We start from the raw sequence: 17,627 nt of genomic DNA on the forward strand, positions 1-17,627 counted from the left end.
GGGAACAGGGATATGACGACAACAGAAATCGGATACGCGCACCAATCGGGCAAAACGGTGTACACCGTCCCCGCCGCATTCCAGGAAACCGCGCGGCTGCGCCCCGACCAGATCGCATTGCGCAAGGTGGGCGGCACGCAGGAATACACCTGGCGCGACTACGCCGAACGGGTTCGCGCGATCGCCGCGGGCCTGGCCGGTCTCGGCCTCGGCCACGGCGACACGGTCGGCATCATGCTCACCAATCGCCCCGAGTTCAACCTCGTCGACACCGCCGCCTTGCACCTGGGCGCCACCCCGTTCTCCATCTACAACACCAGCTCCCCCGAACAGATCACCCATCTGTTCACCAACGCGGGCAACAAAGTCGTGGTGACAGAACAGGTGTTCCTCGACCGGATCACCGCGGCCGGAGTCCCGATCGAGCACATCATCATGGTCGACGGGCCCGCCGAAGGCGCCATCACCCTCGAAGAGGTGGAAGCCGCGCCCGCCGCCGACTTCGATTTCGACGCCGCCTGGCAGGCCGTCGGCGCCGACGACCTGGCCACCCTGATCTACACTTCCGGCACCACCGGCCCGTCCAAGGGGGTGGAGATCACCCACCGCAACGTGCTCGCCCAGATCATCGCCCTGGTCAACGGCCCGCTGCAGGTCGGCCTGGACGACCGCGCGGTGTCCTACCTGCCCGCCGCGCACGTCGCCGACCGGATCTCCGGCCACGCGATCAACCTGCTCACCGGCATCCAGATCACCACCGTGCCCGACCCGCGCGAAGTCGCCGCCGCCCTGCCCGACGCCCGCCCCACCATCTTCTTCGGCGTCCCGCGCGTCTGGCAGAAGATCAAGGCCGGCGTCGAGGGCAAACTCGCCGAAGAGCCCAGCCCGGTGAAGAAGGCGCTGGCCAACTGGGCGATCAGCACCGGAATCGCCGCCGCCCGCGCCGATCTGGCAGGCAAAGGCCGCGGTCCCCTGCTGAGTGCGCAGCACAAGATCGCCGAAACGCTGGTGCTGTCCAAACTGCGCCACGCCCTCGGACTGGATCAGCTGCGTGTCGCCTCCTCCGGCGCCGCCCCCATCCCGCCGGAGACCCTGGAATACTTCCTGGGCCTCGGCTTCACCGTCAGCGAGGTGTGGGGCATGTCGGAGACCACCGGTGTGGGCACCTTCACCGAGCTGGACAAGCCCCGCCCCGGCTCGGTCGGTCGCGCGGTGGACGGCATGGAACTGCGGCTGGACGCCGACGGCGAGGTGCTGGTGCGCGGACCGATCGTCACCCGCGGCTACCGCAACATGCCCGACAAGACCGCCGAGGCCATCGACTCCGACGGCTGGCTGCACACCGGCGACATCGGCACCCTCGACGCCGACGGCTACCTGCGGATCGTGGACCGCAAGAAGGAACTGATCATCAACGAGGCGGGCAAGAACATTGCCCCCACCAACATCGAGAACTCGGTGAAGGCCGCCTCCTCGCTGGTCGGTCAAGCCGTCGCCATCGGTGACGCCAAGCCCTACATCGCCGCTCTGATCGTGCTCGACCCCGACGTCGCCGCGATCCGCGCCAAGGAACTCGACGCCACCGGCGAGGACATCGCCACCCTGGCCACCCGCCGCCAGATCATCGATGAGGTGCTCGCGGCCGTCCAGGCGGGCAACGCCAAACTCTCGCGCGTGGAGCAGATCAAGCGCTTCACCATCCTCGGCGCCGTCTGGGAGCCCGGCGGCGACGAACTCACCCCGAAGATGTCGCTCAAGCGCGCCCCCATCGCGGCCAAATACCAGGCCGACATCGAGGCGCTGTACGCCAAGGAACCCTCCGACCGGGTGATCAGCGTCAAGTAAGCTCGCCGGAAAAGACTGCGGCCCCGCAGCATTACGCCCGGGGCCGCAGTCATCTATCCGGATTCTCACGGCTCGAGATACAGCCGCTCACACGGCAATCTCGGATACCCGTCGACATCGTCGGTCGACACTTCGACCGCGTCGTGCCAGTGCCGGGCACGCCACTCCTGTACGAACAAGCACGCGGCGGTGAGGCAGGCGACGAAGTCCATCCGGGCACCGTGCCAGAACACCGACAAGTGGACATCCGGCTCGGATGGGAGCGGAGATCCACGGCGCTCATCACCGTTCACCGCTGGCACTTCCTTGCCGTCCGAGCGCTGTCCCCCCGGCAATCGACTTCGCCTATTCCGCAGTGCATCAGCGTTTTCCATGCATTGCCCGCCGCTCTCAGGCATGCGGGAAGTCCTGCCTTCGGCGCGCGATGCGTTCGGCTAGGCATCCACGGATGGCGGCCACCACGACACTCCCGGTGGGACGGAACGTGTTGTCCGGGAGGTTGACCCATGCCCGGAACGTAGTTCCACGATCGGCCGGGCTCGGCAACGCAATGGTGCCGCCCGCACGCACCACCGAGACGTTGAGCCGGAACATCTCCGCGAACAGTGTCATGTCGTCCGGCAGATCCGGTTGCGTGAGGTAAGTCCACCGCTTCGACCGGGGATGCGACATGATCGGCCCGACCGTGTAGTCGTGCCGCTGCATCCACACCTTCACGTCCTGACCCAACATGGCGGGCATGATCACCGCCCACGCCACCCCCATGCGTAGGACTATGCGCCCCACGTAGGGGGGATCGACCTGCGCAGGAAGATCGCACACCTGCCGGTAGTAGGCGCACCGCGACAGCGGCGTGTCGCCGAAAGGTATCCGGCCCATCATCAAAACCCCCTGCTCAGATCGATCGACGGTAGAGATGCGCCCGGTTCCGCGTGGACCGTGAAACTTGCCATGAGGCGGGAGTGAGCCTGCGGCAGCAATTGCGCTGAGCTCCCCCGACCGGGCGCGCATTCAGCACACACCTCGAAGTCGCTGCGAGTAAGGTCGCAGCGGGTGTTGAAAGGTGGTGGATCGGCCTCTTCCAGTGACGAAAACGGTGGGCATGATGAACAGTGCGAACATGCACCTTTCCGAGTGGCTGGCCCGTTCAGGTTGGAGTCGTAGCGAATTGGCGCGTCGCGTGCGCACACTGGCGACCGAACGGGGAGAGCCCCAGATCAGGCCGGACGCCTCGAGCGTGCGTCGGTGGGTGGACGAGGGAGAGCGCCCGCGCCCGCCGGTTCCGGCGCTCCTCGCTGACCTGTTCTCCGCGCAGTTCGGATATCGCGTGACGACCTACGACCTCGGCCTGGGCGACATGCCGACCGTTGACCGCGCCCTCGCCTACAGCCCATCGTGGACACAGACACTCGAAGCAGTCGCAGACCTCGGGAGGGCCGACGTGGATCGCAGAAAGTTCCTGTCCACAGCTCCGTTCGCGGCGGTAGCGGCGATCGGGCCGTCCCGCGACTGGTTGCTGAACACCCTCGATCAGCTGCCGGATCAGCGGCAACGGGTCCGGCTCGAAGACGTCACCGCCGTCAAGAACATGTTCAGCACCTTCCAGGAAATGGATATCTTCCAAGGCGGTGGGTCGGGACGGCTCGTCTTGGCGGCGTACATGAACGAGCACGTGTACCCGCTCTTGCGGCGTACCCATACCGAGGACGTCCGGGTGGCGCTGTGCGGTGCGGCAGCCGAACAGACCTACCTGCTCGGGTGGATGGCGTTCGACAACGGCGAGCACGGTACGGCGCAGCGATATCTGATCCAGGCGCTTCGCCTGGCCGAAGAGTCCCGCGATCCTGCACTCGGCGCTCACGTGCTCGCTGGATTGGCCGACCAGGCAACCGTGCTCGGCTATCCGCACGAAGGCCGACGACTTGCCCAGGCGGGTCGCCAAGGCCTGTCGAAGGTTGACGCGCCCGCTTGCCTGGCGGACCTGTGGACCTTGGAGGCTCGCTCCCTCGCTGTCATCGGTGACAAAGCCGGTACCGCGCAGGCGATCAACGCAGCGGAAAACGCGTTCGCCCGGATCGAGCCCGACAGGGAACCCGAGTGGGCACGCTTCATCGACCAGGCATACATCTGCGGTGAGTGGGCGAACGCGTTTCGCGACCTCGGACAGTCAGAAGAAGCCGCATCGCACGCTCGCCGCTCGATCGCCCACGCCCGCACGCAGAATCGTGCACGCCGGGGTGCGCTCTCCCACGCCGCGCTGGCGGTCGCCCACATTCAGAAACGAGACCTCGAAGCCGCTCACGTGGCCGGGGTGCGGACGCTGGATCTCACGCGCAAGGTCAAGTCCTCCCGCTCCGTGGAAGCCGTGCGCGACATACAGCAACACATGGCGGCCTTCGGTCCGCACCCCTTGGTCGCGGACTTCAACGAACGAACCCGGGCATTGCTCGCGGCATGACCGCATAGCGCGGTCCCTCAGAAGGAGACTTCGCCCGTGGATTGGATTCCACCGAGCTTGGTCGGGTTGACCTGGAAGCGGATGTTTTCGATGCGGCCGTTGACGATGTCGTAGGTGAGCGCGCCGACTCGGTAGTCTCCGATCACGCCGATGATGCTGAGTTCGCCGTTGACAACGGCGGATTCGAGGCGGATGCCGGCGGAGACCGGCTTGGTCATGACGCCCAGCATCCAGCGCGCCACGTGGTCCGGGCCGTGCAGTGGGCGGCGGGCCGCGGTGACGATGCCGCCGCCGTCGTTCCACAAGGTCACCTCGGGTGCGAGCAGTTCCATGAGGGCGTTGAGGTCGCCGCCGTGGCAGGCGGCCATGAACTTCTCGGTGATCTCTCTGCGGGATTCGTTGTCGGCGTCGAAGCGCGGGCGGCGGGTCTGCACGTGATTGCGTGCACGGTGTGCGATCTGACGGACGGTGGCATCGGGGCGATCCAGGAAGCCGCCGATTTCGGCGTAGGTGTAACCGAACACCTCGCGCAGTACGAAGACAGCGCGCTCGGTGGGATCGAGGGTTTCGAGGACGACCAGCATGGCGGTCGAGACGGTGTCGGCCATTTCGATCTCCTCGGCGGTGTCGGGTGCGGTGAGCAGCGGTTCGGGAAGCCACGGGCCGACATAGGTTTCCCGGGTCGCCCGGGCGGAGGTGAGGCGGTTGAGCGAGAGGTTGGTGACGGCGCGAACCAGGTAGGACTTGGGGTGCTCGACCGCAGCCCGGTCTGCCGCGTTCCATTTCAGCCAGGCGCTCTGCAGGATGTCCTCGGCGTCGGCGACGCTGCCGAGCATCTGGTAGGCGGTGCCGAAGAGCAGACGGCGGTGTTCGACGAAGGGGTCGATCGATGCGTCGGTCTGCTCGGCGGCGGGTTGCCTATCGGTGTGGTCCTGCATGGAACTCATACCTACCGGTCTCGAGGAACAGGGTCCACTGGGAGGCCGGGTGCGTCGTCCGGCCTCCATCGCGGGCGATCACGCGGTTCCGCGGGTGGCGCGGCCGCCCTTGGACAGCTGCACCTGCGCCTTCATGTACTTGCTCATCTTGAAGGCCAGCGGCGGGGTGCTGCTCACCGACTGCTTGTAGGCGACGGCGGCCTTGCCCTTGAGGTACCAGCGGTTCGGGGTGTCATCGGCGTTGGTGAACTGGATGACCGCGTCCTTGCGGCCCAGGCTCACCGGCTGGTGGAAGTAGCCGTAGCGGAACGGCTTCACGGTCTTGCCGCGCAGCAGCCGGGCCAGCGCGTCGGCGGTGTAGGCGGCGGTGGGCAAACCACTCTGGCAGGTGCCGTGGACCTGGCCCCAGTTCTGCTGAACCAGCGCGGCGTCACCGATGGCGTGGATCTCCGGGTGCGACACCGAGCGCAGGGTGGGGTCGGTGATGATGAGACCTTTCGCGTCCGTCGCGATTCCGGCCTGGGCGGCCAGAGGTGAGACTTTGACGCCGGTAGTCCACAAGGTCAGCTCCGAGTCGATCAGTTCGCCGGTGTCCAATTGCACGGCGTCGGGCAGCACCTTGGTGACGTTCACGCCGACCCTGCGGACCACACCGAGCCGGTCGAGGACTCGGTTCAGGTAGGCGCGAGCCTTGTCCCCCATCATCGAGCCGGGTTCGGCATGGCTGACGAGCGTGACGGTCAGGTCCGGGTGCGCCTCGGCGATCTCGGCGGCGGCTTCGATGCCGGTGAGTCCGCCGCCGCAGACGGTGACGCCGCCACCGGCCGGCGCCACGTCGGTCAGGCGCTGCGAAAAGCGGTGCGCCAGACGGGGATCGTTGAGCGTCCAGGCGTGCTCGTGCGCACCGGGGACGATGCTCGTGTCGGTGCTGCTGCCGAGCGCGTAGACGAGGTTGTCGTAGGGCAGGATCGCGCCGTCGTCGAGGGTGATCAGGCGGGCCTCGGCGTCGATGGCGGTGGCGGTGGCCTGGTGGAAGTCGATACCCGAAGCGGTCAGCAGGGCGGGAATGTCGTAGTTGGCCAATTCCTGCCCTGCGGCGACCTGGTGCATGCGCAGCCGCTCGGTGAAGCGGACCGAGGGGTTCACCACTGTGATGCGCACATCCAGTTTGCGAGTGTTGCGAGCCAGCCGGATGGCGGCCAGCATGCCGGTGTAGCCGGCACCGAGGACAACGATTTCTCGGGCGGTGGTGGTGTTCATCGCTTGCTCCCTGGGGCTCGTTCTGCGTGGTCGGCTATGGGACAAGCGAGCCCGTCCGAACGTGACAACTCGTTGTTGTGGCCTGTGTCACGGTGACGCGGCTGGGCGGCGATGGGCTTCTGACTTCAGGCGGCCGGGGAATCCGTCCTGCGACATACGTCCGCAGCCGGAACCGGCAACCCGCGAACTGCTGGAGCCGCACGTCCTTTGACTCTCGATTGAACACGTGTTTAATATATTGAACATGCGTTCAAACGATGATCGATCCGGGACCGGAAAGATTCGCGTCGACCTCACCGGCGCACCGCAGACGATGCTCGCGACGCTGTACGCCAAGGCGCTGGATGCGGATGCGGACAAGCCGCTACTGGGTGACACCTTGGCCAAGGACGCGGTCGCCCGCATCGACTACGACTGGCGGAGCACCAGCATCACGCCGCGCAATGCGCTTGGAGTGACCGTTCGCACCGTTCATTTCGACAACTGGGCGCGCGAGTTCCTCGCCGAGCACGACCGTGCCACCGTGTTGCATCTCGGATGCGGGCTGGACAGCCGAGTGTTCCGCCTGAACCCCGGCCCCGGCGTCGAGTGGTACGACGTCGACTACCCCGAAGTGATCGCGCTGCACGAACGGCTCTACCCGTCCCGCGAGCATCACCATCGTGTCGCCGCGTCCGTGACGGACCCCGCATGGCTGGAGCAGATTCCGTCCGACCGCCCCGTGCTGCTCATCGCCGAGGGGCTGACGATGTACCTCACCGAGGACGACGGTGTGGCTCTACTGCGCGCGGTGGTCGACCACTTCCCCTCCGGGGAACTGCAATTCGACGCCTTCAATACCCTCGGGATCAAGTCCCAGAAGATCAACGCCGTCGTCCGGCGCTCCGGCTCGACGCTGCACTGGGCGATCAACGGTCCCGGCGACATCGTCACCGCGGTGCCCGGGGTGCGCCCGCTCTCCGCCCTATCGGTGTTCGACGCCGAGTCGTTCAAGACCGGCGTGTCCGGCGGCTACCAGTTGATGGGAAAAGTGATGTCGCTGATCCCGGCGGTGCGGATGATCGCTCAGTACCACCGCTACGCGTTCTGAGTGACGCGCCGGCGGACGGCTCAGAAGAGCTGCTCCACGGCGAAGCCGACCAGGAGCACGGCGAAGCCGCCGATCTCGCCGATGATCAGTGCGGCGAGGACGAAACGCATCGATGACGGCGGGTTGCGCATCTGGTTGTCGGTCTCGCGCTGCAATCCGAGCCGGATGTAGTTCGCGATCGTCACCACGAACAGCGCGATGATCGCCCCGGCCGCGGTGGCGTTCACCGCGGTCGGCCAGCCGGACAGTTCGACGAACCACGCGATCAACCCGGTCGCGAACGAGTACAGCAAGGCGGCTCGGTGGGCGGTGTCGACGTAGGGGTGGGCCAGACCGTCCGGCGAGGTGGTCATCGCCTGCCATTTCCACACACCGAGGACCAGTGCCCACAGGAAGATGAGCCCGGCGAAGAAGAGCACCCAGGCCGTTTCCGTGCGAATGATCAAGTTCGTACCCTCATCAATCCCTTGCGCGCCCACTTGGGCGGCTGTCCAGCGGCAGCGTAACGCCTGTGGTCGGCCAGGGCGCGCCGAGCGCGAACCAACACTGGGAAGACCGACTGGTCGGATCAGTTCGTGGCGTTCACGCGGAACCGAGTTGGCCATACGGTACGAGATAGGCGCGATCCGTCGTGCTCTGCCAACCTCGCTCGGTCGGATCCAGCGCACGCCCGCCGGCGGCGGGGTCCTTCGGCCACGGCTCGCGGATGTGGATCTGGATGTCGTCTTGCAGGACTCGTAGCAGCTCCATCGCGAACCCTTCGGCAGTCGCGCTGCCCGGCTCGCTGGGGTCCAGAGCTATGGTCGTGCCGACCTCCGGCACCGACAGGGTCACCCATGCGTCGGGTAGCGGACGCCCTGACAGTTCGCGGAGGCTGCGCCACTCTTCGGTGTATTCGGTGCCGACCTCTGCGGAAAAGCCCAAAGAACGTTCGATATCGCGAGCCAGCAGACGCGCGCCGCGCACCGCCTCATCTATGTCCATGAACTCGATTCTCGACGCTGTGTGACCGCTCCGCGCCTGCGTGACTCCGGTCCCGGCGCGTGGTATCGAGAAAAGCACTGTGGCCCTGAGTATTTCCCTCAGGGCCACAGTCGAGGAACGAGCTCTCTACTTCTGCTCGTAGGTGGCGACCAGCGTGGCGCGCGCGAGCGTGTGGGAGAACAGGTTGAATCCGAGGTAGGCCGGGGTGGCGGTCTCGTCGATGCCGAGGCTTTCGACGTCGACGGCGTGCACGACGATGAAGTAGCGGTGCGGGCCGTGGCCGGGCGGCGGAGCGGCGCCGACGAAGCCGTGGAAACCGCCGTCGTTGCGCAGGGTGATCGCGCCGGTCGGCAGTGCGCCGCCTTCTTCACCGCTGCCCGCGCCGGCGGGCAGGGAAGTCGCGCTCACGGGGATGTCGGCGACGGCCCAGTGCCAGAAGCCGGAGGCGGTGGGTGCGTCGGGGTCGTACACCGTCACCGCGAAGCTCTTGGTCTCCGCCGGGAAATCCGACCAGGACAGCTGCGGGGAGATGTCCTTGCCCCCCGCGCCGAAGATGCCGCTGACCTGCTCGTTGTCGAACGGTTGGCCGTCGGTGACGTCGGTGGAGGTGAGGGTGAACGACGGCACCTGCGGAAGCGCGTCGTAGGGGTTGTAGGTCATGAAACCTCTCTTCCGGATCGGATCAGCTGTGCAGAAGGAAATGTTCCAGTACGCGCGTGCCGAACTCGAGCGCCTCGACCGGCACCCGCTCGTCGACGCCGTGGAACAGCGCGGTGAAGTCCAGCTCCGGCGGCAACTGCAGCGGTGCGAAACCGAAGCAGCGAATGCCCAACCGGGCGAACGCTTTCGCGTCGGTGCCGCCGGAGAGCATGTAGGGCACGGTGCGGCCGCGCGGGTCGTGGGCCAGCACGGCGTTGTTCATCGCGTCGACCAGGTCGCCGTCGAAGGTCGTCTCGTAGGAGTCGAGCTTGGTGATCCACTCGCGTTCGACGTCGGGTCCGATCAGCTCGTCCACCTCACGCTCGAACGCCGCCTGCCGCCCGGGCACCACACGGCAGTCCACCACCGCCTCGGCGGTCTGCGGGATCACGTTGGCCTTGTAGCCGGCCTGCAGCATGGTGGGGTTGGCCGTGTCGCGCAGCGTGGCGCCGATGATGCGGGAGATGGTGCCCAGCTTCGCCAGCTGGCCCTCGATGTCCGGGCTCGACGGATCGAATTGCAGACCCGTCTCCTCGGCGACGGCGGCCAGGAAGGCGGCCACCGACTCCGAGAGCACCACGGGGAAGGTGTGTTTGCCCAGCCGGGCCACCGCGTCGGCGAGGATCGTGACCGCGTTGTCCTCGTGCAGGAACGACCCGTGGCCCGCGCGGGCCTTGGCGCGCAACCGCATCCAGCCCAGACCCTTCTCGGCGGTCTCCACCAGATACAGCCTGCGTTCGGTGCCGTCGGGCCGCGGCACGGTCAGCGAGAACCCGCCGACCTCCCCCACCGCTTCGGTGACGCCGTCGAACAGGTCGGGGCGGTTGTCGACCAGCCACTGCGAGCCCCACTTGCCGCCGTTCTCCTCGTCGGCGAGGAAAGCGAAGACCAGATCGCGCGGCGGCACCGTACCTTCGAGCTTGAACTGGCGGGCCACCGCCAATGTCATCCCGACCATGTCCTTCATGTCGATCGCGCCGCGACCCCACACGTAGCCGTCGCGCACCGCGCCGGAGAACGGGTGCACGCTCCAGTCCGAGGCCTCGGCGGGCACCACGTCCAGATGCCCGTGGATCATCAGCGCGCCACGGCTCGGGTCCGCGCCTTCCAGCCGTGCGAAGACGTTTCCCCGGCCCTCGGCTCCGGACTCGACGTATTCGGTGACGTAACCGGCCTGGTGCAGCTGGTCGGCCACCCACTGCGCACATTCGCGCTCCCCCTTGGTGGTGGCCAGGTCGCCGGTATTGGAGGTGTCGAAGCGGATCAGCGTGCTGACCAGCTCCACCACTTCCGATACCGCGCGCGAGCTTCTGTTCGGGTCGATTCCTTCGCCAGTTGCGGACACGCTCCCTTTCCTACCACCCGCGCGGCGATACAAACGTACGGCCGGGGTATCGCGGCGGCGTGGTGCGGCCCGCACGGTGCGTGATCACGCGCGACAGGGTTGTCATCAGGATGAGCGCAACTGTCCGCTCACGCGGTACCGGGGCGCTCGACCTCGTCCGGGAACACCACCCGTACGAAAGCCCAGAACCGGAACACCATGCCCAACGCGGTGCCGATCAGCTGTGCGGCCACGAAGTCGGCCAGGTTCTGGGTGAAGCGGGAGACCTCGGGCACCTCCAGGTGCAGCACATACCGTGACACCCACAGCGGTGCGGTGTTGATCGCGACGGCCAGGAAACTGACCAGGTAGAACAGCGCGGCCTCGTGATGTCCGCGCCGCCCGCCGCGCGCATCGAAGGACCACTGCTTGTTCAGGACGTATGACAGCGTGATCGCCGCCAGCACCGCGACGACTTTCGCCGTGACCGGGTGCGCTTCGAGCACAGTGCTCTTCAATGTCAGGAAGACCGCGGTGTCCAGCGTGAACGCGGCGACACCCACGGAGGCGAAACGGAGTAGTTCTCGACGCCGTGCCTCGCCCCCCAGCGCGGACGTCACCCGAGCGAAAACGGGGCGTTTATAAAACAGCACAGGTAAAGTCTCCGGCACATGTCCCGACCCCACAACAAGATCGGCAGATTCACCGCACCGCTTGTTCCGCGGGTGCACGGTCGGTGGAATGCGGGCAGGTGAGAAGCGTGAAGAAAGCCAAGCGGCGCACCCGTTCTCAGCAGACGGAATTCGACGGTGCGGCCCGCGCCGCGGAGCCGATTGCCGTGATCGGCATGAGCTGTCGCTTCGCCGGGCGCGCTGACTCTCCGGAAGCGTTGTGGCGGTTGCTGATCGATGAGATCGACGCGGTCGCCGACGAACCGCCGCCGGGGCGCTGGTCGGGTGACTACCGAGGCTCCGACCGTGCCGCCGCGGGCAAGACCGTGTCGGTCGCCGGTGGGTATCTGGCGGATGTGGCGGGTTTCGACGCCGAATTCTTCGGGATCACCCCGCGTGAAGCGGCCGATATGGATCCGCAGCAACGCTTGGCGCTGGAACTGGCGTGGGAAGCGTTCGAGGACGCGGGTATCCGGCCCGACCGGGCGCCGCGGACCGGCGTGTATTTCGCCAATAAGTTCAACGACTATCGCGCCGTCAAACTCTCCCGAGGCGCCACCGCCATAACCCCGTTCACCAGTACCGGAGATGTCGAAGGCGTCATCGCCAACCGGGTGTCGTACTTCCTGGGTTTCGACGGACCCAGTATGACCGTGAACGCCTCCTGCGCGGGATCGCTGGTCGCGGTCCATCTGGCCTGCCAAGCGCTGCGGGCCGGTGAGAGCGCGCTGGCGGTCGCGGGCGGGGTGCAGCTGAATCTGATTCCGGAGACCGCGATCGGGCTGTCCGCGCTGGGTGTGCTGTCCGCGCGAGGCCGGTCCCGCACCTTCGACGCCTCCGCCGACGGCTACGCCCGCGGCGAAGGCGGCGCGGTCGTGATCCTCAAGCCACTGCGGCAGGCGTTGCGCGACGGCGACCGCGTGTACTGCACCCTGCTGGGCAGCGCCACCAACAACAACGGCAGGCACCGATCCATGCCCGCCAGCAGCGCAGACGGGCAGCGGCAACTGATCCGTCGTGCCTGCGCGCAGGCCGGGGTGGACCCGCTGACGATCGACTACGTGGAGGCGCACGGCACCGGCACCGCGGTCGGTGATCGCGCCGAACTGTCCGCGCTGGCCGAGGTCTACGGCAGCGGCCGCACCGCCGACTCGCCGCTGAGAGTCGGGTCGATCAAAACGAATATCGGGCACACCGAGGCGGCCGCGGGGATGGCGGGACTGGTGAAGGTCGCGCTCGCTCTGTCGCATCACCGCATTCCGCGTAGTCTCCATTTCGACCGTGCGCCCGAGTATTTCGACCCGGTGAGCGCTGGAGTGCGTATCGCGGATACCGCGGTGCCGTGGCCGCAACACGATGGTCCGGCTCGCGCCGCGGTGAGCGCTTTCGGTTTCGGAGGCTCCAATGCTCACGTCATCGTCGAAGCGGCCCCTCCTCCCGAACCGCCGACCGCCCCCGGCCCCTCCGAGCGCCTGGTGGTGCTGTCCGCGCGCACCGAGCCCGCGCTTCGGGCACACGCGATCCGGCTGCGCGAGCATCTGGTGCGCGAACCCGGTCTGCATCTCGGCGACCTCGCCCACACCCTCGCGACGAGAACCCCCTTCCAGCACCGTCTTTCGGTCGTGGCCGACGAGGTGAGCCAGGTTGTCGAGTTTCTCGACGGTTACCTCGACGGGGCCGGACCCGGCGACGCCGACGGCGCGGAGAACGAAACGCTGAGTCTCGTCCTCTCGGCGGCTTTGCGGCCCGGCACCGTTGCCCGTCGCGACTTGCTCATCGCGGCGGGAAGGCTGTTCCAGCGTGGGATCGAGCTCGACTGGGCGGCCGTGAACCCGCCCGGACGACCGATCACGCTACCCACTTATCCGTTCCAGCGGGAACGGCACTGGGCGGTTCCGGAGACGCCCGCGGAAGTACACGGCGTCACTGCGGGCGATTCCGCAGCGGATCTCCTGTCTTCCCAATCCACAGCGACCGTTGACCATCCGGCTCGTGACTACGCGCCCATCGAGCAGGCGATCGATGCCGCGCCGGTCGTGTCGTCGGCTCGGACTTCCGCACCGGCCGACGTCGGCGTCGAGGATTCGGCAACGCAGCCCACGACGATCGAGCCGACTGCCGCGCCGGAAGACACCGCCGAGCGAGATACCGCGTCGCTCGCCGCGCTGGCCACCAGGGAACTGGCCGAAGTCGTCGGCATCGCCCCCGACCGCGTCGCCGTCCGCCAGAACTTCGACCAGCTCGGCATCGGCTCGGTGCACGCCGTGGAACTGGCCGCCCGCCTCACCGCCCGCCTCGGCATCGACATACCCGCCGCCATCATCTGGGGCTGCCCCACGGTCGAGCTACTGGCTGCCGAACTGAGCACTCGGCTCGAAGCGCGATACCCGGCGCCCGAGCCCCCCTCCCGGCCCTCCACCACCCCGACGGTCGATCCGGATCCGGCTCCGGGCGAGGAAGCCCTCCCGATCAGCGAATTGGTGGCATTGAGCCGGGAGCTACTGGGCTGAACCGGAACCTGTGAACGGTCGCGCTGATTCCGCCGACCCGCCTCCGCTCACGGAGCCAGCAGTTCGCGGGCCAGCGCTTCGCTCCACCAGCGTTCGACCGCATCGGGTGACCAGGCGCGTTCGGTGATGAACGTGGCGTAGACGTCGATATTGCACAGCGCGGCGTAGACGTCGGTGGCGGTGGATATGTCCAGGCCGGGTCGCAGCGTGCCGTCCGGCCACGATGAGAACACCTCGACGCGCGTTCGGTCGGCGACTTCACGCGCCTGCGCGTACAGAGTCGCCAGTTCGGGTTCGGTGCGCCCGGATTCCCGGACCAGCGCGATGAGGTCTCCGGCGCGTTCGAACAGGCGGCGGTCGTAGCCTGCCATCGCGGCGAGTTGCTGTGCGGGGGTGGGGCAGGCTTCCAATTCCGCGAGCATCCGCTGCATGTCCCCGGACACGTCGGCAGCATCGACCAGGGCCCAGACCAGCCCCTTCTTGCTGCCGTACGCCGCGTACACCGTCGGGACGGACACACCCGCCGCGCGGGCCACATCGGCGATGGTGGTCCCGGCCCATCCTCGGGTGACGAACAGTCGCCCGGCAGCCTCCGCGATGTCGGTGCGAGTGCGCTTGGCCTGCGCCTGCCTGCGCAGCGAGTCGTAGCGTCGCCGCTGCGGCTGTGCGTCCATCATTGCCCTCCGATCCCACTGCTCCTATATTCAATATAGGTCATCTAAAACCAATTGGCTGCCGCACGGCGAAGCCCAGCGAGCAACCTGATGCGGAAGAGGGCATTTCGATGGAATTCACCACTGTGGCAGGCTTGGGAGGCATCGGGTTCGTAGTGGCCGCGTTGGCAGTCAACCTCCTCTATGCGCGTGCGCGGCTTCCGTTCCCCGTGTCGGCGGAGAAGATCGACGCGGTCGAGGAAACCTTCGCCGCCGCCGGGGAGGCGGTGAAGCGCCCTTCGACGCTCGCTCCGGCAATGTGGCTGTGTACCACCGTCTTCGCCGCGGGACTGCTGTCGGTGACGTGGCGCGGCGGCGAAGGACCAGCGGCATGGGCGCTGGTGGGATTCGGCGGAATCCTGATGCAGAACGCCACGTTCACCGTGATCGAGGCACGGCGGTTCGGGATGGCCGCGGCCGCCACGCACAGCCGTGGCACGACCGCAGGACTGTGGGGAACGAGCAATGTCCTGTTCGGGTTCAACCAGGTCTTCCTCGCTGCGGCGCTGCTGGGTTTCAGCATCGCCGCAGCCGACGCCGGATTCATCTCCGACTGGCATGCGCGGCTCGGATACGCCAGTGCCGCACTGCTGTTCGTCTCCTCGTCGGCCGGTCCCTACAACGTCGACGGCACCAACCGCATCGCGGTCGTCGGCCTGATCGGCTGGCTCGGCTGGGCGGCCTGGATCATCGCCTGCAGCGTCGCGCTGCTGGGCCGGTAACGCCGATGCGGTGCTCCGGCATCGGCACTCTCGCTCGCACTAGGCTCTGGTCATGAAGGTCTTCGTAGCGGGGTCGACCGGCGCGATCGGACGATATGTCGTCGCGGCATCGGTCGACGCAGGCCATGAGGTGACGGCATTGGTCCGTACCGAGGAGAAGGCGGCCGCGGTGCGCGCTCGAGGGGCGAGTCCCGTCACGGCGTCGTTGTTCGATCGAGACCAGCTGAGCGCCGCGCTCGCCGGACACGACGCGGTGGTGAACATGGCCAGCGCTCTGCCCTCGGTCGCACAGTTCATGTCCGACCGCGCTTGGCGCAGAAACGAGCACGTCCGCATCGACGGGTCCACCGCCCTGGTCGATGCCGCACTGTCCGCCGGTGTCGACCGGCTGATCCAGGAATCGATCAGCATGATCTACCCGGACAGCGGGTCCGAGTGGATCACCGAGGACGTCCCCGCCGACCGCTACCCCCGCGCCCTGTGCAGCATCACCGCCGAGGACAACGCCCATCGCCTCACGGCAGCGGGCGGAACCGGAATCGTGCTGCGCTTCGGCGTCTTCTGCGGCACCGGCGCCGCCCACAGCGAACAGATGCTCGCCATGGCCCGCCGCCACATCGCGCCGGTCCTGGGCCGCGCCGACGCATACATCTCCACGATTCACCTGACCGACGCGGCCGCGGCCGTGGTCGCGGCGCTCACCGCCCCCGCGGGCACCTACAACATCATCGACGACGAACCGCTCACCAAACGCGAGTACGCCAACGCCTTGGCCGCGGCCGCGGGCAAACGGCCCTGGCTGCGTGTCCCCGGCCGGGCCGCGCTGCTCGGCGGTCACCGGCTCACATCCTTGACGCGGTCACTTCGAGTGAGCAACAACCGCTTTCGCGCCGCGACCTCCTGGTCGCCGCGCTACCCCAGCGCCCGCGAGGCGTGGCTCGCCACCGCTGCTCCCGACAGGGGTTCGTCCCAGGGGTAGTGCGGTGCGAGCGTTCGGCCGCTCCGGAAGCCGCTGCGCCGCCGGTCGACGCCCAGCGGCGCAGCGGCTTCCGTGGGTCGTCACGTCGTCACCGGTTCGGTGACACGGCGCACCGGGCGGATGCGGATGCCGAACTCCGGGCGCAGGTTCACCGAGGCCAGCGGCACCACCGGGTGGGTGTCGTCGAGCTCGAGCCGGAAACGCTGCACCGTCATGGCAAGGATCAGCACCATCTCCGTCATGGACATGTCCTTGCCCAGGCAGATGCGCGGGCCGCCGGAGAACGGGAAGAACGCGAACTTGTGCCGCTCGGCCACCGCCGCGTCGGCGAAACGCTCCGGACGGAACTCCTCCGGGTCGTCCCACAGCCGCTTGTCGCGGTGAATGTAGTACATACACAACGTGACTCGCGCGCCCGCGGGCACGTGGTAGCCGCCGATCTCGTCATCGGCGATCGGAGTGCGCTCGACGATCCAGGCCGGCGGATACAGCCGCATGGTCTCCTCGATCACCATGCGGCAGTAACTCAGCTGCGCCAGATCCGAAAACGCCGGGGTGCGGTCACCGATCGCCGCGCGCACCTCCTGCGCCAGCCGCTCCTGGATCTGCGGGTGGGTGGCCAGCAGGTAGCACGCCCACGACAGCGCGTTGGCCGGGGACTCGTGACCGGCCACCAGCAGGGTCTTGATTTCGTTGAGCAGATCTTCCTCGCGCATGCCCTTGCCGCCTTCGTCGCGGGCACGCACCAGCGCGGTGAGCACGTCGGTGGTGTCGCCGCCGCGGCGGCGTTCGTCGATGAGATGACGCACCACGTCGTCCAGTTCGCCGACTTTGCGCGCGACCCGGCGGGCCTCGGGCGTCGGGAAGGACTGCGGCAGCTTCACCGGCGCGTTCACCCGCTTCATGATCAACGCGAACGCCGCCCGCATCGCGTCGGTCACCTGACCGGTGTCGGTGGACAAGTCGATGCTGAACAGGATCCGCCCGGTCACCGCGAGCAGCAGCTTGACGTAGTCGTCGTAGATGTCGCGGAACTCCCCGGCCGCGGCGTCCCAACCATCGAGCATCGCCGCGGCGCTGTCGGTGATGTCGTCGGCGAAACCCTTCACGTGCGAGTGGGAGAACGCCGGGGAGATGAGCTTGCGCTGCGTGCGCCAGTACTCCAGATTGTTGGTGGTCAACTGCCCGTCGCCGAGCAGGATGCTGAACTCGTCGTAGATCGGGCTCTTGCGGTAATTGGTGTAGTTGTCCTTGAGCACGTACTCGGTCATCGCCGGGTCCGCGACGAGGTAGACCAGCATCGGGCCTGCCTTGACCCGCACGACGTCGCCGTAGCCCTCCAGCAGCGCGCCCACCGTCGCCAGCGGGTTCTTCGCCAATTTCGGCAGCATGCGTCCGGTTTCCACCAGACCTGGCCCGGGTGCTTTCATGGTC

Annotated in this window: 17 protein-coding genes; 6 read left to right on the forward strand and 11 right to left on the reverse strand. The window is 67.4% G+C overall.

The window, feature by feature from the left end:
- Window positions 1-12: 12 nt before the first annotated feature.
- Window positions 13-1,845, forward strand: a complete 1,833-nt coding sequence (locus tag IU450_RS34720; RefSeq protein WP_195153951.1) for an AMP-dependent synthetase/ligase — start codon at window positions 13-15, stop codon at window positions 1,843-1,845.
- Window positions 1,846-1,910: 65 nt separating this feature from the next.
- Here IU450_RS34720 and IU450_RS34725 read toward each other — a convergent pair whose 3' ends face one another.
- Window positions 1,911-2,138, reverse strand: a complete 228-nt coding sequence (locus IU450_RS34725; RefSeq protein ID WP_195153952.1) for a hypothetical protein — start codon at window positions 2,136-2,138, stop codon at window positions 1,911-1,913.
- Window positions 2,139-2,235: 97 nt separating this feature from the next.
- Complete coding sequence (locus IU450_RS34730; protein ID WP_228835551.1) at window positions 2,236-2,610, reverse strand: DNA-directed RNA polymerase subunit beta; 375 nt, start codon at window positions 2,608-2,610, stop codon at window positions 2,236-2,238.
- Window positions 2,611-3,172: 562 nt separating this feature from the next.
- Between IU450_RS34730 and IU450_RS34735 the strand changes: the two genes are divergently transcribed.
- Window positions 3,173-4,303 carry a hypothetical protein gene (locus tag IU450_RS34735; protein WP_228835552.1) on the forward strand — a complete coding sequence of 377 codons (1,131 nt, stop codon included), beginning with the start codon at window positions 3,173-3,175 and terminating at the stop codon, window positions 4,301-4,303.
- Window positions 4,304-4,320: 17 nt separating this feature from the next.
- On the opposite strand, the gene IU450_RS34740 is transcribed toward IU450_RS34735, so the two are convergent.
- Both IU450_RS34740 and IU450_RS34745 read right to left on the reverse strand, forming a co-directional pair.
- The gene (locus tag IU450_RS34740) at window positions 4,321-5,241 is read right to left on the reverse strand and encodes an RNA polymerase sigma-70 factor (RefSeq protein WP_228835563.1); all 921 of its coding nucleotides are present in this window, start codon (window positions 5,239-5,241) and stop codon (window positions 4,321-4,323) included.
- Window positions 5,242-5,319: 78 nt separating this feature from the next.
- Window positions 5,320-6,501, reverse strand: coding sequence for an NAD(P)/FAD-dependent oxidoreductase (locus IU450_RS34745; RefSeq protein ID WP_195153956.1), 1,182 nt, complete (start codon window positions 6,499-6,501; stop codon window positions 5,320-5,322).
- A gap of 244 nt (window positions 6,502-6,745) precedes the next feature.
- Between IU450_RS34745 and IU450_RS34750 the strand changes: the two genes are divergently transcribed.
- The gene (locus IU450_RS34750) at window positions 6,746-7,591 is read left to right on the forward strand and encodes a class I SAM-dependent methyltransferase (protein ID WP_195153957.1); all 846 of its coding nucleotides are present in this window, start codon (window positions 6,746-6,748) and stop codon (window positions 7,589-7,591) included.
- Between the two features lie 20 nt (window positions 7,592-7,611).
- Here IU450_RS34750 and IU450_RS34755 read toward each other — a convergent pair whose 3' ends face one another.
- From IU450_RS34755 to IU450_RS34775, 5 genes are all read right to left on the reverse strand, one after another.
- On the reverse strand, window positions 7,612-8,031 hold the full coding sequence (locus IU450_RS34755) for a hypothetical protein (RefSeq protein ID WP_195153995.1): 420 nt from the start codon (window positions 8,029-8,031) through the stop codon (window positions 7,612-7,614).
- A 142-nt stretch (window positions 8,032-8,173) separates the two neighbouring features.
- On the reverse strand, window positions 8,174-8,575 hold the full coding sequence (locus IU450_RS34760; RefSeq protein WP_195153958.1) for a hypothetical protein: 402 nt from the start codon (window positions 8,573-8,575) through the stop codon (window positions 8,174-8,176).
- A 126-nt stretch (window positions 8,576-8,701) separates the two neighbouring features.
- A complete protein-coding gene (locus IU450_RS34765; protein WP_195153959.1) occupies window positions 8,702-9,235 on the reverse strand; it encodes a YbhB/YbcL family Raf kinase inhibitor-like protein in 534 nt (177 codons plus the stop codon).
- A gap of 22 nt (window positions 9,236-9,257) precedes the next feature.
- On the reverse strand, window positions 9,258-10,619 hold the full coding sequence (locus IU450_RS34770) for a M20/M25/M40 family metallo-hydrolase (RefSeq protein WP_195153960.1): 1,362 nt from the start codon (window positions 10,617-10,619) through the stop codon (window positions 9,258-9,260).
- 128 nt (window positions 10,620-10,747) lie between these two features.
- Window positions 10,748-11,161 (reverse strand): GtrA family protein, encoded by a 414-nt coding sequence (locus tag IU450_RS34775; protein ID WP_324197934.1) that lies wholly within the window; start codon window positions 11,159-11,161, stop codon window positions 10,748-10,750.
- 197 nt (window positions 11,162-11,358) lie between these two features.
- On the opposite strand from IU450_RS34775, the gene IU450_RS41090 reads away from it, so the two are divergent.
- Window positions 11,359-13,779, forward strand: a complete 2,421-nt coding sequence (locus tag IU450_RS41090) for a beta-ketoacyl synthase N-terminal-like domain-containing protein (RefSeq protein WP_195153961.1) — start codon at window positions 11,359-11,361, stop codon at window positions 13,777-13,779.
- A 47-nt stretch (window positions 13,780-13,826) separates the two neighbouring features.
- On the opposite strand, the gene IU450_RS34785 is transcribed toward IU450_RS41090, so the two are convergent.
- Window positions 13,827-14,456 (reverse strand): TetR/AcrR family transcriptional regulator, encoded by a 630-nt coding sequence (locus IU450_RS34785; RefSeq protein WP_228835554.1) that lies wholly within the window; start codon window positions 14,454-14,456, stop codon window positions 13,827-13,829.
- A gap of 107 nt (window positions 14,457-14,563) precedes the next feature.
- Here IU450_RS34785 and IU450_RS34790 point away from each other — a divergent pair, with 107 nt between their 5' ends.
- Both IU450_RS34790 and IU450_RS34795 read left to right on the forward strand, forming a co-directional pair.
- The gene (locus IU450_RS34790; RefSeq protein WP_195153962.1) at window positions 14,564-15,214 is read left to right on the forward strand and encodes a hypothetical protein; all 651 of its coding nucleotides are present in this window, start codon (window positions 14,564-14,566) and stop codon (window positions 15,212-15,214) included.
- Between the two features lie 52 nt (window positions 15,215-15,266).
- A complete protein-coding gene (locus IU450_RS34795) occupies window positions 15,267-16,193 on the forward strand; it encodes an NAD-dependent epimerase/dehydratase family protein (protein WP_195153963.1) in 927 nt (308 codons plus the stop codon).
- An 80-nt stretch (window positions 16,194-16,273) separates the two neighbouring features.
- Here IU450_RS34795 and IU450_RS34800 read toward each other — a convergent pair whose 3' ends face one another.
- On the reverse strand, window positions 16,274-17,623 hold the full coding sequence (locus IU450_RS34800; protein ID WP_195153964.1) for a cytochrome P450: 1,350 nt from the start codon (window positions 17,621-17,623) through the stop codon (window positions 16,274-16,276).
- Window positions 17,624-17,627 lie beyond the last annotated feature (4 nt).

It is taken from the genome of Nocardia abscessus, assembly GCF_015477775.1.
Taxonomy (GTDB): Bacteria; Actinomycetota; Actinomycetes; order Mycobacteriales; family Mycobacteriaceae; genus Nocardia; species Nocardia abscessus_A.